Source organism: Streptomyces sp. D2-8 (assembly GCF_023184515.1).
Taxonomy (GTDB): Bacteria; Actinomycetota; Actinomycetes; order Streptomycetales; family Streptomycetaceae; genus Streptomyces.
In genome coordinates this window covers 1-18,786 of the sequence record NZ_JAAHBP010000043.1, presented here as the reverse complement: position 1 = coordinate 18,786, position 18,786 = coordinate 1, and the positions used below count along the sequence as shown (strand labels likewise).

The 18,786-nt window shown below is 70.4% G+C and carries 19 protein-coding genes and 2 pseudogenes; 7 read left to right on the top strand and 14 right to left on the bottom strand.

Features of this window, described 5'->3' with window-relative positions; all coding sequences use genetic code 11:
• Window positions 1-613: 613 nt before the first annotated feature.
• A complete protein-coding gene (locus G3I77_RS39985; RefSeq protein WP_248512281.1) occupies window positions 614-910 on the top strand; it encodes a hypothetical protein in 297 nt (98 codons plus the stop codon).
• 200 nt (window positions 911-1,110) lie between these two features.
• On the opposite strand, the gene G3I77_RS39980 is transcribed toward G3I77_RS39985, so the two are convergent.
• From G3I77_RS39980 to G3I77_RS39965, 4 genes are all read right to left on the bottom strand, one after another.
• Window positions 1,111-1,977 carry a F510_1955 family glycosylhydrolase gene (locus G3I77_RS39980; RefSeq protein ID WP_248512279.1) on the bottom strand — a complete coding sequence of 289 codons (867 nt, stop codon included), beginning with the start codon at window positions 1,975-1,977 and terminating at the stop codon, window positions 1,111-1,113.
• A 129-nt stretch (window positions 1,978-2,106) separates the two neighbouring features.
• Window positions 2,107-2,787 carry a DUF305 domain-containing protein gene (locus G3I77_RS39975; RefSeq protein WP_248512277.1) on the bottom strand — a complete coding sequence of 227 codons (681 nt, stop codon included), beginning with the start codon at window positions 2,785-2,787 and terminating at the stop codon, window positions 2,107-2,109.
• A gap of 87 nt (window positions 2,788-2,874) precedes the next feature.
• The gene (locus tag G3I77_RS39970) at window positions 2,875-3,336 is read right to left on the bottom strand and encodes a DUF6153 family protein (protein ID WP_248512275.1); all 462 of its coding nucleotides are present in this window, start codon (window positions 3,334-3,336) and stop codon (window positions 2,875-2,877) included.
• Window positions 3,337-3,463: 127 nt separating this feature from the next.
• Complete coding sequence (locus G3I77_RS39965; protein ID WP_308311455.1) at window positions 3,464-3,637, bottom strand: hypothetical protein; 174 nt, start codon at window positions 3,635-3,637, stop codon at window positions 3,464-3,466.
• A 214-nt stretch (window positions 3,638-3,851) separates the two neighbouring features.
• On the opposite strand from G3I77_RS39965, the gene G3I77_RS39960 reads away from it, so the two are divergent.
• The gene (locus G3I77_RS39960) at window positions 3,852-4,115 is read left to right on the top strand and encodes a heavy-metal-associated domain-containing protein (protein WP_248512267.1); all 264 of its coding nucleotides are present in this window, start codon (window positions 3,852-3,854) and stop codon (window positions 4,113-4,115) included.
• 203 nt (window positions 4,116-4,318) lie between these two features.
• On the opposite strand, the pseudogene G3I77_RS39955 reads toward G3I77_RS39960, so the two are convergent.
• The 4 genes and pseudogenes from G3I77_RS39955 to G3I77_RS39940 form a co-directional block, all read right to left on the bottom strand.
• Window positions 4,319-4,582, bottom strand: a pseudogene (locus tag G3I77_RS39955) (helix-turn-helix domain-containing protein); the annotation flags it as partial.
• Window positions 4,583-4,748: 166 nt separating this feature from the next.
• Window positions 4,749-6,050: an MFS transporter gene (locus G3I77_RS39950; RefSeq protein WP_248512266.1), complete on the bottom strand. Its 1,302-nt coding sequence runs from the start codon at window positions 6,048-6,050 to the stop codon at window positions 4,749-4,751.
• On the bottom strand, window positions 6,047-7,183 hold the full coding sequence (locus G3I77_RS39945) for a PLP-dependent cysteine synthase family protein (protein WP_248512264.1): 1,137 nt from the start codon (window positions 7,181-7,183) through the stop codon (window positions 6,047-6,049). Before G3I77_RS39945 ends, G3I77_RS39950 begins: the two co-directional genes overlap by 4 nt.
• Window positions 7,184-7,322: 139 nt before the next feature.
• On the bottom strand, window positions 7,323-7,505 hold the full coding sequence (locus tag G3I77_RS39940; RefSeq protein ID WP_248512262.1) for a hypothetical protein: 183 nt from the start codon (window positions 7,503-7,505) through the stop codon (window positions 7,323-7,325).
• 693 nt (window positions 7,506-8,198) lie between these two features.
• Here G3I77_RS39940 and G3I77_RS41385 point away from each other — a divergent pair.
• Window positions 8,199-9,206, top strand: a pseudogene (locus G3I77_RS41385) (bacteriocin fulvocin C-related protein); the annotation flags it as partial.
• Between the two features lie 56 nt (window positions 9,207-9,262).
• Here the strand turns inward: G3I77_RS41385 and G3I77_RS39935 are convergent.
• Entirely contained in the window at window positions 9,263-11,749 is a 2,487-nt protein-coding gene (locus G3I77_RS39935) for an alpha-L-arabinofuranosidase C-terminal domain-containing protein (RefSeq protein ID WP_248512260.1), read from the bottom strand.
• Between the two features lie 137 nt (window positions 11,750-11,886).
• Here G3I77_RS39935 and G3I77_RS39930 point away from each other — a divergent pair, with 137 nt between their 5' ends.
• Window positions 11,887-12,327 carry a DUF6314 family protein gene (locus tag G3I77_RS39930; RefSeq protein WP_248512283.1) on the top strand — a complete coding sequence of 147 codons (441 nt, stop codon included), beginning with the start codon at window positions 11,887-11,889 and terminating at the stop codon, window positions 12,325-12,327.
• Here G3I77_RS39930 and G3I77_RS39925 read toward each other — a convergent pair.
• The 3 genes from G3I77_RS39925 to G3I77_RS39915 all read right to left on the bottom strand — a co-directional run bounded on the left by G3I77_RS39925 (window position 12,309) and on the right by G3I77_RS39915 (window position 14,893).
• On the bottom strand, window positions 12,309-12,902 hold the full coding sequence (locus G3I77_RS39925) for a histidine phosphatase family protein (protein ID WP_248512259.1): 594 nt from the start codon (window positions 12,900-12,902) through the stop codon (window positions 12,309-12,311). The genes G3I77_RS39930 and G3I77_RS39925 overlap by 19 nt on opposite strands.
• A 73-nt stretch (window positions 12,903-12,975) precedes the next feature.
• Window positions 12,976-13,416 (bottom strand): GNAT family N-acetyltransferase, encoded by a 441-nt coding sequence (locus G3I77_RS39920; protein ID WP_248512257.1) that lies wholly within the window; start codon window positions 13,414-13,416, stop codon window positions 12,976-12,978.
• A gap of 40 nt (window positions 13,417-13,456) precedes the next feature.
• Window positions 13,457-14,893: a PLP-dependent aminotransferase family protein gene (locus G3I77_RS39915; protein ID WP_248512255.1), complete on the bottom strand. Its 1,437-nt coding sequence runs from the start codon at window positions 14,891-14,893 to the stop codon at window positions 13,457-13,459.
• On the opposite strand from G3I77_RS39915, the gene G3I77_RS39910 reads away from it, so the two are divergent.
• Together G3I77_RS39910 and G3I77_RS39905 are read left to right on the top strand one after the other, a co-directional pair.
• Window positions 14,892-15,812, top strand: coding sequence for a DMT family transporter (locus G3I77_RS39910; RefSeq protein WP_248512253.1), 921 nt, complete (start codon window positions 14,892-14,894; stop codon window positions 15,810-15,812). The two genes, G3I77_RS39915 and G3I77_RS39910, sit on opposite strands and share 2 nt — an antisense overlap.
• Window positions 15,813-15,905: 93 nt before the next feature.
• Window positions 15,906-16,106, top strand: a complete 201-nt coding sequence (locus G3I77_RS39905; protein ID WP_248512251.1) for a DUF1918 domain-containing protein — start codon at window positions 15,906-15,908, stop codon at window positions 16,104-16,106.
• A 1-nt stretch (window position 16,107) separates the two neighbouring features.
• On the opposite strand, the gene G3I77_RS39900 is transcribed toward G3I77_RS39905, so the two are convergent.
• Window positions 16,108-17,337 (bottom strand): glycoside hydrolase family 10 protein, encoded by a 1,230-nt coding sequence (locus tag G3I77_RS39900; protein ID WP_248512249.1) that lies wholly within the window; start codon window positions 17,335-17,337, stop codon window positions 16,108-16,110.
• A 180-nt stretch (window positions 17,338-17,517) separates the two neighbouring features.
• On the opposite strand from G3I77_RS39900, the gene G3I77_RS39895 reads away from it, so the two are divergent.
• The gene (locus tag G3I77_RS39895) at window positions 17,518-18,393 is read left to right on the top strand and encodes a 3-hydroxybutyryl-CoA dehydrogenase (RefSeq protein WP_308311454.1); all 876 of its coding nucleotides are present in this window, start codon (window positions 17,518-17,520) and stop codon (window positions 18,391-18,393) included.
• Between the two features lie 22 nt (window positions 18,394-18,415).
• Here G3I77_RS39895 and G3I77_RS39890 read toward each other — a convergent pair whose 3' ends face one another.
• Window positions 18,416-18,646 (bottom strand): hypothetical protein, encoded by a 231-nt coding sequence (locus G3I77_RS39890; protein ID WP_248512245.1) that lies wholly within the window; start codon window positions 18,644-18,646, stop codon window positions 18,416-18,418.
• Window positions 18,647-18,786 lie beyond the last annotated feature (140 nt).

Below are 18,786 nucleotides of genomic sequence, written 5' to 3'. Positions count from 1 at the left end.
ACACGCTCGACCAGCAGCCGCCTGCCGTGAACGGTCAGCCGGGCATTACGGTGGGACACGAAGACCTCCGTGCGGTGCGTTCCTAGACAGCTCCACCACACCGGAGGTCTTCGCCATGATCAAGCCCCGCCAGTGTCAACAACGCTCGTGATCAATACACCTAGTAGCTCCGCTACGAGGACCTTCCGGCGCCTTGCGATGCACGGCACCAGACCACGCGACCTGATCGGACGCTCATAGTGAAAGGACCCCTTACGACCCGGACCGCACCACGCTGACCCAGCGCCGCTCCTCGAAGGCCGCGGAGATGGAGGCGATGCCCCGTCCGGAGGCGGTCCGGCTCGGTCTGCAGCACCTCAGCTACCGGACGCTGGTTGCGGCTGTCGGGACTGGCGGGCGACAGTCTCCTGCTGGCCTGCGCGGACGGGCGCTGGACACGGCGACGCAGCGGGCACCGCAGCATCACAAATGAGGTCCGGGAGGCGATCTTCGCGGTAAAGGCCGAATGCGGCGAACGCGCCCGGGAGGAGTGGTTCGGGCCCGGCGGAGCCCGGCCGCGTTACGGGCGAACAGTGCGCTCGCCACGTACTTTCTGATCTCGATCGTCGCGTCCGTGTGGGCGCGGCTCCACGGCACCGACCGCCGGGCGGACGTGGGCCGCCGCGCGGGCAAGGGCCGCTGGGCGCGGCGGCTGCTCGCCCTGCCCGACGCAGTCGTGGTTCTCGCTGCCTCCCTGGCCATCTCCGTCTGGGACAGGGCCCGGCAGGGAGGAGGCAAGCGCCGGGCAGACGCAGCAGCAATCAAGCGGAGTCGTCGCCGTCTGCCGGGTACGTCACCTGGCGCTGCCCTGACGGCCCATGTCGGCATGGGCGGCACGATGTGCGCGATGCTCGTCATGATGGCCGCCTGAGGTCCGGCGCCGTCCTCCCCACCGACCTGACAGTCACAGCCCCCTCTGTTCAGCCAGTGCATCCGGTGCGTGGCCCCGGTGTGCGACGCGGGATTGCCCGGCAGCCGGTGGGCGTCCGGCACCGTCTCGGCCTACTTTTCGGCCACGGCGGCCCATACGCGAAATCCGGCCGGCGCTGATCGGGGTGCTGCCGCTCCGGATCAGTGGCCGCCGCTCGACGCAACTGCCAGGCGCTTCTTGAACGTCTTGCCGCCGTCCTTCGACTCGAACACCCCGGCCTGAGTGGCGGCAAGGACATGCTCCGCGCCGACAGCGGTAAGTGCCTGCGGCCGACCGCCCGGCACGGTTGAGACCTTCTTCCACGTGGTGCCGCCATCCGTGCTGCGGTTCAGGCCGCCGGATGTGTCGATGCCGTAGAGGCCGTCCTTCGCGGTCCAGGAGAGAAAGGCGATTGACGGCTCGTTCCCCTGGGCGAAGGTCTTCCCACCGTCGCTGCTGCGGGCCACGCCCTCGGCGGTGGAGGCCAGGACGACTCTGGAGTCAGTAGGGCTGACCGCTATGTCCAGAGCTTCGAGCCGCGCCCCGTCCTTCCAGGAGACGCCGTCCTTGGTCGTGCGCACCACGCCGTTGGTGGAGTCGTAGCCGTAGACGGTGCCGTGGGCGGATTCCAGGGCATGGAAGTCGGACTCGCCGGACAGCGACAGGGACTTCCAGGTCTCGCCCGCGTCGGTGCTCTTGATGAGCCCCTTGTTGCCGCCGGAGGTCGGGTGGCCGCTGGCGTAAAACGTCTTGTCTCCGGCCACGGTGAACCCCATGAAATCGTCCTTGCTGTCGCCTACCAGCGCCGGATCTCCCTTGGTGTCCGGGGTGTAGATGCCTTCGTGGGTGGCGACATAGAGGCGTTGGTCGGCAGGGTCCAGACCGAGACCGTGGATGTGGCTCACGGTCGTCCCGGAGGCAGCGGACGAGCCGGTCGAAGCTGCACTGTCTCCGCTGTGGGAGCACGCGGCCAGGGTGAGGGCGACAACCAGGGTGGTGGCTGCCGCTACGGCGGGGCGCTTGTTCATGATTCCTCGGGGTGCGTACGGATGCACGGGAGCGGCGACCACGTCACGGTCAGCCGGCATGGGGAGACGACCGCCCGGGCTCCTCAGATACGTGCCTCGGAGCCCCGGGCGGTCAGCGGGTGATGCGGATCAGAGCCGGTCGAGGATCTTCTCGAACTTCTCAACCTCGGCGGACTGGGTGTTCACGACGTCTGCGGCGAGCTTCTCGGCCGTGGCATTACGGCCCTTCTTCTGCTCGTCCTCCGCCATGGTGATCGCACCCTTGTGGTGCTCGATCATCATCTCCGCGAACATCCGGTCGAACTCGGTGCCCTTGGCGGCCTCGAGCTTCTTCATGTCCCCGTCGGACATCATTCCGGACATCCCGGACCCGTGGTCCATTCCGCCGGATCCGTGGTCCATGCCGGGCATGCTCTCCTCGGCGGACTCCGGCTTGCCCCAGGCCTTCAGCCAGGACTTCATGGTCTGGATCTCGGGGTCCTGGGCCTTCTCGATGTCCGCGGCCAGGGACTTGATCTCCGCGTCCGAGGCCCGGCCGTCCACGAGTTCGGCCATCTCCAGGGCCTGCTCGTGGTGCGGGATCATCATCTGCGCGAACATGACGTCCGCGTCGTTGAACGCACCGGGCGCCGGCTTGTCACCCGTGCTCGGGGTGGACGCGGCGGAGGCGGAGCTGCCGCTCCCGTGGTCCATGCCCTCCATGTCGTTCCCGCCGCAGGCGGCGAGCAGCAGCCCGCCCGCTGTGACGGCGCCCACCACCGCGAGACGGCGGCTCAGGCGGCGGTTGAGGGCGTGCTTGTAGGCAGTCATGTGCGGAATACCTCTTGTCGTCAGTTTCCGGCTGTGCGGAGTGGGCGTCTGCGCGGGCAGCACGAAGGGGCCGCGCGACGGTTCGGCCTATATCCGCAGAACTGACAACTGGGAGAGGAGCGGTCTTGGCGGTGGAGTGCCGGGGCGCGCCAAGGCCATCGATCGGGCGAGAAGGGCGGTCAGCGGCTCTTGCCGGCGGACCACCAGCGCATGCAGGAACAGCCCGAGCAGCAGCCACACGGTGAGCACCGCCAAGCACACGGACATCGGGTCCATGCCGCTCGGGAGCTCGTGCACCGGCGACTCGGTGGGCGACGCCGCGGTCCCGTGCTCGGCCGTCACCTCCGGCTCGGCCGAGGGCTCAAAGGCTGCCCTCTGGGCCATGCCGTCCTGGTGCACACCTGCGACAGCAGGGATCGCATCGCTCATGCCGTGCCCGGAGGAATCTTCGGGGTGGCCCATCGTGTGCATGGCGAACACGCCCAAGGTGAGCATGACGACCAGCAGGAGGTACCCGAAGGCCCCACCTGCGCGCAGCCGCCCGCTCATACTCAATCCTGCCCTCCGTACTCGACCTACTGGGATACTACAAAGTCGCTTGGCACCGGGCGTTGGCTGCCCAGTACGACGACGCGATCTCCATGTCGAAGGCCAGGAAAATCATGGTGACCGCGTATCAGCGCACGTGAAACCGGGACACCGCGCGCTCGCCCGGCTTGAGGCCCCCGGCGAACGGACCGGTTTCGAGGGGAGTCCGCACTGCCGCCAGCCGAAGCCCCAGTCCGTACAGGGCGGTCAGACCCGCTCCGACCACACCGAGAAGGACCAGCGTCGGCTGCCATGCGTCCATCCCGCCCGACCTCCACTCTCGGCGTCATGCCGCATATGGTGCGCGACCGGCTGGTTCAGGCCCTGCAGGCAGGGCCCATGGCATGGAGCGAGACGACTCAAACTCTCATCCACGAAGGACATTGGTGGATGAGGTGACGCCGGGAACACTCACACCGATGGACTATTTACCCCCTGGGGGTATCACGTGACCCCTCTTCGGAAGGAGCAAGCTCATGGTTCAGAGCGTGTACGACGTCAAGGGCATGACCTGCAATCACTGCGTCCAGGCCGCCGGTTCCGAGCTGAACGGCCTGTCCGGAGTCAAGGAGGTCCAAGTGGATCTGCCGTCGGGCAAGGTCACGGTGACCAGCGAGCAGCCGCTCGACCCCGCCGCCGTCGCCGCTGCAGTCGATGAGGCCGGCTACGAGCTCGTCGGCGACGAGAGCCGGAGAACCGGCGGGCGGAACTGCTGCGCCGGGCCGTCGGCCATCCGGTAGTCAGGCTCACGGCCACAGCGCTCCTCCGGGCCGCGGCCTCCCGCCTCACTGACCCCGGAGAGGCGCCGACTCGGAAGACCTGTGCATGCGGCGGTTACGCCCGCCCCGCAAAGGCCTGAGCAGCGTCGCCCGTTCGGGATACCGCGCCCCGGGCGCGGACACTGCGACTGGCACCACGCTCGTACAAGAGGCCTCAACGCAGCGTCCCCGTTGAGGTAACCCCTCGGGGATGTGGCGACCGTTCGGCGGAACGCCGTGAGGAATGCGCTCGGTGTCGCGTTTCCCACGGCGTGTGCGACCCGCGACATCGCTCGGCCTTCCGCGAGGAGGGGAAGGGCGGCCCTCAGCCGCCTATGAGTACGCCAGCGGTCAAAGCTCACGCCCGTGTCGTGGACGAACAGCCGCGTCAGGGTGCGGCGGCTCACCCCGACGGCCCGGGCGTGGGCGTCAGGGCTGCGCGCATCTGCGACTCGGGGTCCGCAGTTGACGCGCGCGACACTCCTGCCTGACTGGGGCGGGCGCCGCTGTGTCCTTCTCGAGGCCCTGACCTCGCCCGGGGCACGTAGCGGTCGGCTCGAAATGGCCCAGGGGTGGGCGCCGTGTGGCACCCGCCCCTGGGCCGAAGGGGCAGTGTCAGACGGTGGCGTGACGCGGCTCGGAGTCGGAAGCCGCCGCTAGGCGGCCGGTGCGGTGCAGGCCGTAGAGGGCGGCCGCACATGCCAGGCCGAGCGCGGACAGTGTGATCCACGGCAGCGCGGGAACCCCGGCAGCCCGTGCTGCATCGAGTGCGGCGCCCGTGCCCAGGTTCCCGACGGTGATGCCGACACCGCAGATCGTGTTGTACAGCCCGTAGTGGGTGGCGACGAGGCGGTCAGCGGAGAGACGGACGATGGTGTCCATCTCGAACGGGTACGCGATCATCGTGCCGATGGCCAGCAGCAACGCGGCGAGCGTCGGCGGTACCACCGCGAGCAGCCACAGCCCGATCCCGGACTCCGGTACCGGCACGGCGGTGGCGAGCAGCAGGGGAACGAATGCCAGCCCCATGACCGCCAGGCCGCGCACGAGCGCCTGGCCGGGCTCGTACCGCGCCTTGCACCACGCCGTCACTCGTGTCTGACCGAGGATCGTGGTCAGCCCGGACACCGCGAAGAGCATCGCCACCGCCGCCGTGCCGAAGTTCCCGTCGCCACCGAGCCGACGCACTTCCAGCGGCAGGGCCAGGTAGACCTGGAAGGACAGGACGTACGAGCCGATCATGGCGATGGAGAAGAGCAGGAACGGCCGGTTGGCGAGGATGCCGCGCCACTGCGCGAGCACGCCCTGACCGCCGTCGCTGTCTTGCCGCTTGGCGTCCTCGGCCCGCCGGGCGGGCAGCGCGCGGATCTGCACCACGCTCAGCACCGCGAAGATCGCGGCTGACACCAGGCAGGTGATGCGGAAGTCCACGCCGGTCAGCACCATGCCCGCCAGCGGGCCCAGCAGGATGCCGGCCTGGTAGAACACGTTGAACAGGGCGAACGCCTCAACCCTGCGTTCCCCCGCATCGGCCGCGAGGTATGCCCGAACGGCCGGGTTGAACAGTGCTCCGGCCAGCCCGGTCGCCGCGGAGGCGGCGAGCAGCGCGGGGAGCGAGTCGACCAGTCCGAGCGTCGCGAAGCCGAGGGTGCGCAGCACGCATCCGGCGACGATCAACGGCTTGTAGCCGAGGCGGTCGGCCAGCGTCCCGCCGACCAGGAACATGCCCTGCTGGCTGAAGTTGCGTACGCCGAGGACGAGTCCCACGATCCAGCCGGCCAGCCCGAGCGTTCCGGAGAGGTGGGCGGCAAGGTAAGGCATCAGCATGTAGAACCCGAGATTGATGGTGAACTGGTTCACCATCAGCAGCTGGACGCTGCGTTCGTACGACCGGACCTGGGTGAGCAGCCCCTTCACCGGCCCACCTCCGAGGAGTCGGACTCGACGCCAGGAACGTCGTCCGCAGCTTCTTGCTCCGTGCCTTTCAGGGTGAGGGGATCGACCACGGTGGTGCACCGGGTCCAGCGAGTGGCCTCCTTCTCGTCCAGGCGGCCGATGAGCTCCGGTTCGGGCGCGGGTGGTGAGTTCAGCAGGCCGTGGGCGGCGCAGAAGTCGTCGTCGTAGACCGTCCCCAGGTAACGCTGCGGGCCATCGGGGAAGATCGCGACGATCCGCGCGTCTGCGGACATCGTCCGGGCGAGCCAGCCGGCCACCAGCGCGACCGCGCCGACGCTCCACCCGCCGGTGGCGTAGTGGGAGACGGCCAGTTGGCGGCACATCCACACGGCCTCGTGCGGAGCGACCCAGTGCACCTCGGAAAACTGCTCGTAGGCGACGTTGCGGGGATAGATACTCGAGCCCAGTCCGCGCATCAGCCGGGGCCGGGCGGGCTGACCGAAGATCGTGGAACCGGTCGTGTCCACGCCGATGACGGTCACCTCCGGGTAGAGCTGCCGCAGAACCCGGGAGACGCCGGCCGAGTGGCCGCCGGTGCCGACGCTGCACACCAGCACGTCGATGTGGCCCATTTCGGAGGCGAGTTCGAGAGCCAGTGGGGTGTAGGCGGCGACGTTGTCCGGGTTGCTGTATTGGTCCGGGCACCAGGAGTCGGGGTGCTGCTCCAGCAGCCGCTGCACGCGCTCGCGGCGGGCCTGCTGCCAACCGCCCGTGGGATGAGGCTCGGAGACGACGTTGACCTGGGCGCCGTATGCGGTCAGCAGCCGGGTCATGGACGACTCCAGTCCCGGGTCGGTGACCAGGGTGACCGGGTGGCCGTAGACCATCCCGGCCAGGGCCAGGCCCAGGCCGAGGGTGCCGCTGGTGGACTCGATGATCCGTCCTCCGGATCGCAGGTCGCCCCGGGCACGGGCCCGCTCGACCATGTGCAGCCCGGGGCGGTCCTTGATACCGCCGGGGTTGAAGCCCTCAAGCTTCGCCCAGAAGCCGCGCCCGGCCGGGGACAGCGGCTCTGACACCCGCAGTAGCGGTGTGTTGCCCACCAACCCGGACAGGGCGGACTGGCCGGACTCGGCCTTGGTCAATGACTGCATATCTCTGTTCTCACTCTCGCTCGATGAATGCACGGTGCAGGGTTCATCTCGCGCATCGCGGCGACAGGGCGGACAGCGGTCCGCGTGCAGGCCTTGGCTGCGCGGCAGCGACGGGGTCCGTCAGCTGCGAGCGAGTGGTCTAGATCCGCCACCGGGACGTACGGACGAGCGCCACGCGGCCGGTGCGTGTGCTACGGCGTCTGCGCAGTCCAGGCCGTGCGAGCGGTCTTCCCACCACCGCGGATGCGGCGTCCAGGACGACCACGGCCATCGCGCCGAGGGGAAGTTTCTCCACCGACTGGGTCGCCGCACGGAGGGTCATTTTGGACGCACAGTCCTCGGCGCCGTGGGGGACGTGCGGCTCGTGAGGCTCCCCACCCGTGGAAATCGTCGAAGCAGCGGCTGGAACGGAGCCCGAATCGTGTGTCTCCTCGGCCGCGCCATGTATGACGGCGCACAGCATGAGCGCGATGACGAGGGCGCCGCGGATGGCCGAGACGAGTCGGCGTGACCAGGATGAGCCGCATGGGGCCCAAAGGCCATCAGCGGGCATTCGAAGGTGTGTCGGCACAGGTCCTCCGCGCTGCTGCCACGTCTCCAAGGAAGATGGAGTGAGGCGCAGACATGGGTGGGGGGGCAGGACAGCATCGACGAACGTGACGTCCCGTCATGAGTACGGGACACGGCGCTCGTCTCTCGATACCAGCCGAACCGGTGACAAACGGCGGGCCGGCTGGAGGACTCCGTCCTTCTAGACCTGCTGCACCACGGAGGCTGCTCTCAAAGCCGGGGCTGAGGCACCGTCCACGGGCCTACCAGCCGCAGGAAGTCGCACGGTCGAAGCGTTGTCGGCGCTGGCTGATTCGCGAAGCGATGCTGCAAAGCAGCGCGATAGCAGCGCAGACCCCTGCTGAGGCTGTCCCGGTGCACAGTGCTCACCAGGATGTGACGGCTCATGACCGCCGTGGACATCGTCGACTTCCCCGGCGATCAATGGTGACGGCTCCGCAGTTGCATGGCGGACGTCATCATCCGAGAGTGCAGCGGGAGCGGTTGCACTGATGGAAAGGTGTCCACTGACACCTTCGACGTGCACGCCGTGTGTCACGACGACCCCGAACAGCAAGACGGCCAGGGCCAGCACGCGCAGCACCGGGCCCGCGGAGCGGACCCCGAGCATGCGCGGAGGCGACCAGGCCGTAATCATGCCGTGATCCTAACGGCTTGCCGGCAGTGCTCGACCACCACTCTTGAAACACAGGATCAACTCGTCAGACGAATGGCTTGTTTGCGGTGGCGAGCACCTTCGGGCCAGGTTGATGGCTGCTCAGGTCAGGCGGCCTCTTCTCCTGACGTTGCACGTCCACCCCAACGGCGAGCCCGGCGACGGAAGAGGACGAGGACCGCGTGGCCCTCGACGATGCCCTGGACGCCGAGCGGCCTTGCCAGGGGTCAGGTCGCCGTAACACCCCGCCCGCCCAGACCGGCTCCGCGCGGCCGACTGGGCGCTGCGCACCGCCTGCCGCTCCAGGGCCGGCTTGGGCCCTCTCCCTCTGCCCCGGCCTTCGCGCGGGGCGGGGACGAGGCGGCGGCGCAGGAGTTCGTACGCGCCCACGCCGGCCGGCTGCCGACCCGCTACGACGAGGTGGCCGCCCTGCCGCTCGCCCACCGCCGGGCGGTGCACTCGGCCCTGCCCCCCGCGAAGCGCAGCGCCCTGCGGGTCGAGCACATCGACCGGTGGCGCTCCGCCCACCCCGACCTGACACCTGCGCAGGCGCGGGCGGTGGCGTCGGACGTGTCGACGTTCGAGTTCGAGCGGGGCCGCCGGGGCACCGACGAGATCCTCCGCGTCGACGCCGCCGCCGAGGCCGCCTTCGAGCCGGCCGCCGCGAACGCGCTGCTGGCCACGCTCGGACCGGCCGAGGCGGCCGCGCTGCCGGACTGCGAGTGCAACACCTACAGCGACAAGTGCTGGGGCAGTTCCTGCATCTGGGTCGAGAACCCGTGTGTGCGGTCCGACAGCGGCTGCGGGACACGGCGGGCCGCCGTCCCGGATGACGGCGGCCCCCGCGCGTCCCGCTACCTCTGCTTGATCCGCAGGAACGTGACGGAGTTCGCCGGGAAGGTGTACGTGAACTTCCCGGCCACGCCCCGGAAGGTGGACGTCACGGGCGTCACCGGGGTGTCCGTCTCGGTGTTCACGGCGTCCGCGTCGGCTGCCAGCGTCGTGACGCGGGCGCTGGAGGCGACCTTGGCGCCACCGAGGTCGACCGCCGTACGGGCCTCGGCCGCCTGGGCGTTGACGACCTTGACGATCAGGTCACCCGTCTTCGCGTCCTTGGTGACGACCTGGCGGAACGGCTCGGCCGGCTTGTCGTCGGTGAAGCTGCCCCACTCCTTGCCGTCGAGGAGCAGGGTGACCTGGCGGCCGCGCACCTTGATGTCGATGTCGTAGGCCCGGCCCGTCTCGATCGACCCGGCCTTCGTCATCAGGGTGCCCTTGCCGCCGTCCACGGCCTGCTCGACCGCGGACTGGGTGTTGTTCCAGCCGCCCAGGTTCCACCAGTAGTAGTTGCCGGTGTCCTTGACACCGAAGGCGACGAGGAAGCCCTCCTTGCCGGACTTCTTGGTGGCCCTCACGTGCAGGTCGTAGTCCTTCCAGGCCGGGTCGCCCGCCGTGACCATGGTGTTCTCGGCGGCGGTGTCGGTCTGGACGTAGCTCCCGTCCTGGATGCTCCAGCTGCCGGTGCCGTTGTGCCTCCACTTCGAGGCGTCACCGGAGAAGTCGTCGCTGAGCAGGGTCGAGCCGTCCGCGGAGGTGACCTTCACGTCGTCGTACGCGGCGCTGGTGGCCCACGTCGACAGTCCGACGGCACCGGTGATGGGGCCGCTGACGTTCGGGGTCGTGGTGGCCTTCGACGGGACCACGCGGTCGCCGACGTTGGTCATGAACAGCTTCTGGACCTCGTAGTTGGCCGAGTTCCAGGAGGCCCGGTTGTTGAACCAGATCATGTCCGGCCGCCACTGCACGTAGTCCTCGTTGGCGAGCAGCGGGGCGTACGAGGCGAGTTTGACGATGTCCGCGTTGCGCTCCAGGCCGGTCATGAAGGCCGCTTCGGAGAGGCCGTTCTTCCAGGCGTTGCCCTGGGAGGCGTACTCGCCGAGGAAGACCTTGGGGCCGCCGCGGTCGTAGGAGTCGTAGCGGTCGTTGTTCTGCAAAAACCAGTCCGGGCTGTTGTAGTAGTGCTCGTCGACCATGTCGACCTTGCCCTCGCGATTGAGCTGCCAGGCGGTGTCGAAGGTCGTGCCGGCGTCGTCCGGGCCCGAGTTGGAGATGACGGTGATGTCCGGGTACTTCGCCTCGATGGCGGACCGGAACTGCTGGAAGCGGGCGAAGAACTCCTTCGGGAGGTTCTCCTCGTTGCCGACTCCGAGGTGGGTCAGGTGGAAGGGCTTGGGGTGGCCCATCCGCGCGCGGACCTTGCCCCACTTCGAGGTCGCCGGGCCGTTGGCGAACTCGATGAGGTCGAGGGTGTCCTGGATGTGGCGCTTGAGCAGGGCGTCGTCGTCGGTGGCCTTGTTCTGGCCGCAGCCGGTCACCAGGGCGGGGACGACGGGCAGCGGCATGGCGCCGATGTCCTCGGAGAAGCGGAAGTACTCGTAGTAGCCGAGGCCGTAGCTCTGGTTGTAGCCCCAGAAGTTGGCGTTGGTGGCGCGCTCCTCGACGGGGCCTACGGTGTCCTTCCACTGGTAGCTGCGCTTGCGCTGCCAGTTCGAGGCCTCGCTGTAGTCCTCCATGGAGCCGGTGTTGACCAGGCAGCCGCCGGGGAAGCGGACGAAGCCCGGCTTCAGGGCGGCGATCTTCTCGGCGAGGTCCTTGCGCAGGCCGTTCGGCTGGTTCTTGTACGTCTCGCGCGGGAACAGCGACACCTCGTCGAGCGCGGCGGCGTCCGCCGAGGCGACGGCGAGCCGTCCGCGGTTGCTTGTGCGGGTGGCCGTGAACGTGGCCTTGTACTTGGCCCAGCCGCCCTTCACGGCGACCTGGCGGGCGGTGGCCAGGCTGCCCGCGGCGTCCTTCAGCGAGACGGTGAGCGTGCTGCCGCTCTCGGCGCGGCTCCACACGGAGAAGTCGTACCGCTTGCCCCGCTCGACCCTGATGCCGGTGTTGTAGCCGGCGTTCGTGACGGACGAACCGGCGCCCAGGGAGAGGTAGTTGCGGTTGCGCTCGTTGAGGCGGCCCGAGTCGTTCACGACCTGGGCCGTGCCGCCGGCCGTCCACGAGGTCAGGGGCGTGTAGGAGCCGTTGTCGGCGGTGGAGTACTCGAAGGAGCGGTTCTGCACGAGCTCGGCGTACAGACCGCCGTCGGCGGCCCGGTTGATGTCCTCGAAGAAGACGCCGTACATCGTGTCGTCGATCGCGGCGCCCTTCGCGGACGGGTCGACGGTGATCGCGTAGTCGGTGACGTCCTCGGCGTGCGCGGGGGCCGGTACGAGGGCCGCTGCCGTCAGGAGGGCGGTGGTCGTGAGACCCAGTCTCCATCGGGTGCGGGCGGCGGTGCTTGGCATGGATACTCCGCGGCTCTCTGGTAGAGGAGTGTTCGAAATATCAGACATTGATCAGCACTTCGAACGGCAAGATAGGGAGGGGGCGGATGCGCGTCAATGGGTCGCGCAGCGACGGCCGGGACGGAGAGCGGGGCAGGATGGGCGAGTTCTGGCCAGTGCCGGATGCACTGGCGTATCTGGCCGGGCGCTGGCGGGTGTCACGGTCGGTGCGGGATCTCGCGAGCGGCGCGGAGGGCGAGTTCACGGGGAGCACCCTCTTCGAGGCACTGGAGACCGGCGGGCTGCTGCACCACGAGTCCGGCACCTTCGTCTGGCAGGGCGTCGCCCGGCCCGCCGAGCGGACGCTGACGTTCCTGCCCGGCCCGGGCGGCACGGCGGACGTGCGGTTCGCCGACGGACGGCCGTTCCACGACCTGGACCTGACGTCCGGCCGGCATGTCGCCGGCCATCCCTGTGCGGCGGACCTCTACCGCGGCGAGTTCACCGTCCGCGACATGGACCACTGGCGGACGGTCTGGCGCGTCCGCGGCCCCGCCAAGGACCTGGTGCTGCGGACCGGTTACGTGCGCGAAGGCTGAGCGGACGCCCCGTCGAAGCGCAGGTTCCAGCGGCCCGCCCGACCCGTCAGGGAGGTCGTCGACAGCGGGCGGACGTCGATGTTCCAGTACGTCGACGGCGGTGCCTTCAGGGCGTACACCAGGGCGGCCCGGATCACGGACGGCTCGGCCACCGCCACGACCCGGCAGCCGTCCTCGACGGGCCGGGTGTCGAGCCAGCCGCCGACCCGGGTGATGAAGTCGACCAGCGACTCACCGCCGTGCGGTGTGGCGCGGGGGTCGGCGAGCCAGACGTCCACGGCATCCGGCTCCCGGGCCATCGCCTCGCCCAGGGTCAGCCCGCGCCACCGGCCCATGCCGCAGTCGCGCAGGCCGAGCTGTACCAGTGGCGCGTACCCGAGCCCCTCCCCCGTCGCCCGGCTGCGCGGAGTCGGCGAGCAGTAGCGCAGTTCGGCCGCGGCGAGCGGCAGCAGCTCGTGGGCGACGCGCTCGACCTCGCCCCAGCCGGCCTGGTCCAGCGGCCGGTCGTCCTCGAAACGCTCGGCGAGCAGCGGGGAGCTGCGTGCGGCGGCGACGAACGTGACCCGAAGTGGCATGCCGCGATCGTGGGCGCAGCAAGTGGGCAGGTCAAGAGGTGTTACCTACGAGTTACCGAGGGTGGGCCGCCCCTCACTGGCCGAAGACGAGCGCCATCCAGTGCTCGGGCCGCTCCAGTCCCGCGAACCCGAGTTTCGCGTAGACCCCGTGCGCGTCGTGCGTGGCGAGGAGGACCCGCCGCACCCCGTACTGCCGCATCTCGTCCCGTACGGCGCCCACGAGTGCGCTTCCCACTCCCTTGCCGCGCACCGACGGATCGACGTACACGTCGCACAGCCACCCGAAGGTCGCCCGGTCGGTGATCACCCGGGCGTAGGCGGCCTGCTCCCCCGACACCGTCTCGTACACGCCGAAGTTGAGCGACCCCTCGATCGCCCGGTCCTGCTTCTCACGCGGACGCCCCAGCGCCCAGTACGCGTCGGTGGACAGCCAGTGGTGCACACGCTCGCGGTCGACGCGGCCGGGGTCGGTGGAGATCTCGTAGCCCTCGGGCAGGCTCGGCGTGTCGGTCATGTCCGCGATGCTCGCAGGCCGCCCGGAAGCAGTCGAGCGGTTATCCCAGCACCTCGTCGCAGGCTGTGCGCAGCCGCCGTACGCCCTCGGCGATCTCCCCGGCCCCGGCGACCGCGGCGAAGCTCAGGCGGATGTGCACGGCGGGCGGCTCGGCGCTGAAGTAGGGGCGGCCGGGGGTGATCGCGACGCCGGCGCGAAGGGCGGCCGACATCAGGGCCGCCTCGTCGGATCCAGCGGGCAGGCGTGGCCACAGGTGGTAGCCGCCGGACGGGATGTGCGGCAGGGCGAGTTCCGGCAGATGCAGGGCGAGGGCTCCGGTCATCGCGTCCCGGCGGGCCTTCAACTCAGCCGAGACGGCCCGCAGATGACGCGGCCAGGCGGGCGAGCCGACGAGTTCGAGGGCGGCCTCCTGGAGGGGGCGCGGCACGAAGAACGTGTCGACGACCTGGATGGCACGCAGCCGTTCCAGGACCGGCCCCCGGGCGGCCAGAGCGCTCACCCGGAAGCTCGGGGAGGTCGCCTTGGTGAGCGAGGAGACGTGGACGACGACGCCGTCGGGGTCGTCGGCGGCCAGCGGGCGGGGCAGCGGCCCGGCGTCCTCGTGCACGAGCCGCCGCACGAAGTCGTCCTCGACGACGAACGCGCCGGCCTCGCGGGCGATGCGCAGCACCTCGGCGCGCCGCCCGGGCGCGAGCACGGCACCGGTGGGGTTCTGGAAGAGCGGCTGGCAGACGAAGGCCGGGGCGCCGGTGGCGTGGAACGCGTCCGCGAGCAGCTCCGGTCGCACACCGTCGGCGTCCACCGGGACGGGCACCGGGCGCAGGCCCGCCGCCCGGGCGATGGCGAGCATGCCGGGGTAGGTCGGCGACTCGACCAGGACGGGAGCGCCGGGCGGGGCGAGGGCGCGCAGGGCGGTGGTGAGCGCGGACTGCCCGCCCGCGGTGACCAGCACCTCGGCGGCCGTGACCGGGCCGCCGATGCTCCGTGCGAACCACTCGCGCAGCTCCGGCAGCCCCTCCATGGGCGGGCGCCCCCAGGCACCGGGACGCCGCCCGGCGCGCGAGAGGGCGGCGGCCATGGCCCGCTCCGGCTGCAGCGACGGGTGCAGATAGCCGCCGTTGAACTCGATCACGCCGGGCGGCGGTGCGGCCAGCGACACCAGCACCCCGGAGGCGTCGACCGAGCGCGGCACGAGGTCGGCGGCGCCGTCCGCGCTGAGGGCGACCTCCTGCCAGGAGGTGTCCCCCGCGGGGGCCGGTGCCGTCCGGGCCTGCGCACGGAACGCGCCCGCGCCGGGCCGGGTGACCACCAGCCCCTCGGCGGCGAGCTGCGCCAGGGCCCGCGACACCGTCACCGGGCTCACCCGGAACCGCTCGACGAGTGCCCGGCTCGACGGCAGCTTTCCACCGGGCGAGTAGCGGTTGAGCTCCCGCCTCAGCTGTTCCACCAGTTCACCTACGCTGCTACGCTCTTGCATGAGAGCACAGAGTAGCGCTACTGCGTCTCCCCCGATAGCAGTCGCCACCCCGGCCCCGGAGCGCCCCGGCTTCGGCACCCTCCAGGCCGCCCTCGGCGTGGTCGCCTTCTCCCTCACGTTCCCCGCGACCGCCTGGGGGCTGGAGGGCTTCGGGCCCTGGTCGCTCGTCGCCGTACGGAGCGTCCTGGCCGCAGTGATCGCGGGCGGCTGTCTGCTGGTGCTGCGGGTGCCGCTGCCCGCCCGGCGGCACTGGCCGGGCCTCGCGGTCGTCGGTGCCGGTGTCGTCCTCGGGTTCCCGCTGCTGACCACGCTGGCGCTGGAGACCTCCACCACCGCGCACGCCGCCGTCGTGGTCGGACTGCTTCCGCTGACCACCGCGCTCTGCTCCGCCCTGCGCGTCGGCACCCGGCCCTCGCGCACCTTCTGGGTCGCCGCCCTCGCGGGCGCGGCGGCGGTACTGGCCTTCACCGTGCGGCAGAGCGGCGGCGCCCTGACCACCGCCGACCTGTACCTGTTCGCCGCGCTGCTGGTCTGCGCGGCCGGCTACACCGAGGGCGGCCGACTGGCCCGGGTCATGCCGGGCTGGCAGGTGATCGGCTGGGCGCTGGTGCTGTGCCTGCCGCTGACCGTGCCGGTCGCCACGTTCGCCCTGGCACACGAACCCGTGCGGCTGACCGCGCACAGCGTCACCGGCCTGCTGTGGGTCGCGGTGGGCTCGCAGTTCGTCGGGCTGGTCGCCTGGTACCGCGGCATGGCGGCCATCGGCATCCCCAAGGCCAGCCAGTTGCAGCTCGCCCAGCCGCTGCTCACACTGGTGTGGTCGGTGCTGCTGCTGGGCGAGCACCTCACGGTCGCCGCCCCGCTGACGGCCGCGGCGGTGCTGGCCTGCATCGCCGTCACACAGCGATCACGCGGCTGAGCGGGACGGCGCACGGCCACTGCCGACAGGCGCCCCCCGCCGTAGACTCGGAGGCCACGGACCGCTGCTCCGCACCTCGTCAGGAGGCCCCAGATGCGCGCAACCGTGGGAGACCAGCTTGTCCAGCACGGCAGGGTGGTCGGTCAGCACGACAAGATCGGCGAGATCGTCGAAGTGCTCGGTCAGGAGGGCAACCCCCCGTACCGCGTCCGGTTCCAGGACGGGCACGAGGGCGTGTGCTCCCCGGGACCCGACACGGAGATCCGGCACCGGGAGACCACCACCGGGCCATGACTCAGCGCGGAGGTGACGCCGGCTGCCCGTAGTGGTCGGCGACCACCCGCGCCATCGCCCCGATCCGGTTCGCCGCCACGTCCTTGGCGGCGAAGAAGACGTGTCCGCGCACCTGCGGGTACTCCCCGGCCAGCGTCAGGTGCCGGGACAGCTCGCCCGTCTCCTGCCATGCCGCGGGCTGCGCCGGGTCGCCGGCCTTGTACAGCGCCTCCCCCACATAGAGCTGCGTCGAGCTGCCCCGGGCGACCTCCGCCCACCAGGGCACCAGCTTCGCGTAGTCGGCGGCGGCGAAGCCGATGTTCCAGTACAGCTGCGGGACGATGTAGTCGATCCAGCCCTCGCGCACCCACTTCCGTGTGTCCGCGTGCAGATCGTCGTACGTCTGCACGCCCGCCCGCGTGTCCGAGCCGAGCGGGTCGGTCGCGGCGTTGCGCCACACTCCGAAGGGGCTGATGCCGAAACGGGCGCTCGGCCGGACCTCCTCGATGCGGTCCGCCGTCTCCCGCACCAGCAGGTCGATGTTGTCCCGCCGCCACGCGGCCCGGTCCGGGAAGCCGCCGCCGTGCTCGGCGTAGGCCGCGTCGTCGTCGAAGCTCTGCCCCGCCACGGGGTACGGGTAGAAGTAGTCGTCGAAGTGGACGCCGTCCACCGGGTACTTCGCGACCGCGTCGAGCATCGCGTCCTCGACGAAGGTTCGGACCTCGGGCAGCCCCGGGTTGTAGAAGAGCTTCCCGCCGTACGTCACCACCCAGTGGGGGTTCTCGCGGGCGGGGTGGGAGGCGGCGAGCCGGGCCGGATCGGCGTGGGCGGCGATCCGGTACGGGTTGAACCAGGCGTGCAGCTGAAGGCCCCGGGCATGGGCCTCCTCGACGGCCGTGCCCAGCGGGTCCCAGCCGGGGTCCTTGCCCTGGGTGCCGGTGAGGTACTGCGACCAGGGCTCGTACGGCGACGGCCACAGGGCGTCCGCCGTGGGCCGGACCTGGAAGAACACGGTGTTGAGCCGGTTGCGGACCGCCGTGTCGAGGTGGGTGAGCAGCTCGGCGCGCTGCTGCGACGCGGTCAGCCCGGGCTTCGACGGCCAGTCGCGGTTGGCCACGGACGCGATCCAGACGCCCCGCATCTCGGAGTCGGGTGCCCCGCCCCGGCGTCCGGTCGCGGCCGACGCCTGAGGCATCATTGTGAAAGCCGACAGCGCCGCCACCGCGAACGCCCTGCGTGAGACTCGTCCCATCCGCATGCCCCAAAAAGCCGCGGATCCGCCCGGCCGCGGATCGCTCCGGGCCCAGCATGCCCGACGCGGACCCGACCCCGGCGATCGATCATCGATACTTGGGAGTAACGTGCACGAACGGAGCAGGCGCCGGGACCCGGCGAGTCTGCCCGGTCGTGGATCAGCAGCGAAAGGGACGATGTGACGGACATCCCAGCGGGAGACATTGCACGCGTCGGAGTCGTGGGCTGCGGTCAGATGGGTGCGGGCATCGCCGAGGTGTGCGCCCGGGCCGGCCTGGACGTCATGGTCGCCGAGACCACCGGCGAAGCCCTGGAGATCGGCCGCACCCGGCTGTTCACCTCCCTGGCGAAGGCAGCCGAGCGCGGCAAGATCACCGAGGAGGAGCAGGAGGCCACGCTGGCCCGGCTGAGCTTCACCACGGACCTCGGCGAGTTCGCCGACCGTGACCTGGTGATCGAGGCCGTCGTCGAGAACGAGCAGGTCAAGACCGAGATCTTCCAGGTGCTCGACCAGGTCGTGACCCGGCCCGACGCGATCCTGGCGTCCAACACCTCCTCGATCCCGCTGGTGAAGCTGGCGGTGGCGACGTCGCGGCCCGACCAGGTCATCGGCATCCACTTCTTCAACCCGGCCCCGGTGCAGAAGCTCGTCGAGCTGATCCCGGCGCTCACCACCTCCGAGGGCACGATCGGCCGCGCCCAGATGTTCACGGAGAAGCTGCTGGGCAAGCACGCGATCCGCGCCCAGGACCGCTCCGGCTTCGTGGTCAACGCGCTGCTGATCCCGTACCTGCTCTCCGCGATCCGGATGTTCGAGACGGGCATCGCCAGCCGCGAGGACATCGACAACGGCATGGAGATGGGCTGCGCCCACCCGATGGGCCCGCTGAAGCTGTCCGACCTGATCGGCCTGGACACGGTCGCCTCGGTCGCGCAGTCCATGTACGAGGAGTACAAGGAGCCCCTGTACGCCGCTCCCCCGCTCCTGCAGCGCATGGTCGACGCGGGCCGGCTGGGCCGCAAGACGGGCTCGGGCTTCTACACCTACGCCTGACCGTCCGGCTGGCACAGCCACCTCAACGCCGCCGCTCCTCCGGCCACGGCCGGACCCGGCGGCGTCCCCATTCCTGCGCCTGCTCGCTGATGCGGCGGCGCAGCCAGCCCATCCAGAGGGCGAGGGGAGTGGCCGCGAGAGCGAGCAGCAGCGCCGTGCCCCACCCCTGCCCGCCGGAGGAGAACCGGAACACCACGACCAACAGCGCGTAGAGCGCCAGCGCACACGCCGCGTTCTTCTGCCGCTCCGTCATGGCATCCCGGGTACCCCGTTATGTTTTCCGCGGTTCCGCAACGGGACCGCTGGCCTCCGGGCCCGCCATGACTGTTGCCCCCTGTCGAACGGATGACCTGGGGGGTGGTGTCACCGGGCCCGGGAGGTGCCGTCGGAGAC

What these genes read in the sequence shown, in the direction of transcription:
- G3I77_RS39980 (WP_248512279.1), bottom strand. Translation starts at nt 1,977, where the DNA reads ATGAACAAGCGCCCCGCCGTAGCGGCAGCCACCACCCTGGTTGTCGCC.
- G3I77_RS39975 (WP_248512277.1), bottom strand. Translation starts at nt 2,787, where the DNA reads ATGACTGCCTACAAGCACGCCCTCAACCGCCGCCTGAGCCGCCGTCTC.
- G3I77_RS39970 (WP_248512275.1), bottom strand. Translation starts at nt 3,336, where the DNA reads ATGAGCGGGCGGCTGCGCGCAGGTGGGGCCTTCGGGTACCTCCTGCTG.
- G3I77_RS39965 (WP_308311455.1), bottom strand. Translation starts at nt 3,637, where the DNA reads ATGGACGCATGGCAGCCGACGCTGGTCCTTCTCGGTGTGGTCGGAGCG.
- G3I77_RS39960 (WP_248512267.1), top strand. Translation starts at nt 3,852, where the DNA reads ATGGTTCAGAGCGTGTACGACGTCAAGGGCATGACCTGCAATCACTGC.
- G3I77_RS39945 (WP_248512264.1), bottom strand. Translation starts at nt 7,183, where the DNA reads ATGCAGTCATTGACCAAGGCCGAGTCCGGCCAGTCCGCCCTGTCCGGG.
- G3I77_RS39940 (WP_248512262.1), bottom strand. Translation starts at nt 7,505, where the DNA reads ATGACCCTCCGTGCGGCGACCCAGTCGGTGGAGAAACTTCCCCTCGGC.
- G3I77_RS39935 (WP_248512260.1), bottom strand. Translation starts at nt 11,749, where the DNA reads ATGCCAAGCACCGCCGCCCGCACCCGATGGAGACTGGGTCTCACGACC.
- G3I77_RS39930 (WP_248512283.1), top strand. Translation starts at nt 11,887, where the DNA reads ATGGGCGAGTTCTGGCCAGTGCCGGATGCACTGGCGTATCTGGCCGGG.
- G3I77_RS39925 (WP_248512259.1), bottom strand. Translation starts at nt 12,902, where the DNA reads ATGCCACTTCGGGTCACGTTCGTCGCCGCCGCACGCAGCTCCCCGCTG.
- G3I77_RS39920 (WP_248512257.1), bottom strand. Translation starts at nt 13,416, where the DNA reads ATGACCGACACGCCGAGCCTGCCCGAGGGCTACGAGATCTCCACCGAC.
- G3I77_RS39910 (WP_248512253.1), top strand. Translation starts at nt 14,892, where the DNA reads ATGAGAGCACAGAGTAGCGCTACTGCGTCTCCCCCGATAGCAGTCGCC.
- G3I77_RS39915 (WP_248512255.1), bottom strand. Translation starts at nt 14,893, where the DNA reads ATGCAAGAGCGTAGCAGCGTAGGTGAACTGGTGGAACAGCTGAGGCGG.
- G3I77_RS39905 (WP_248512251.1), top strand. Translation starts at nt 15,906, where the DNA reads ATGCGCGCAACCGTGGGAGACCAGCTTGTCCAGCACGGCAGGGTGGTC.
- G3I77_RS39900 (WP_248512249.1), bottom strand. Translation starts at nt 17,337, where the DNA reads ATGGGACGAGTCTCACGCAGGGCGTTCGCGGTGGCGGCGCTGTCGGCT.
- G3I77_RS39890 (WP_248512245.1), bottom strand. Translation starts at nt 18,646, where the DNA reads ATGACGGAGCGGCAGAAGAACGCGGCGTGTGCGCTGGCGCTCTACGCG.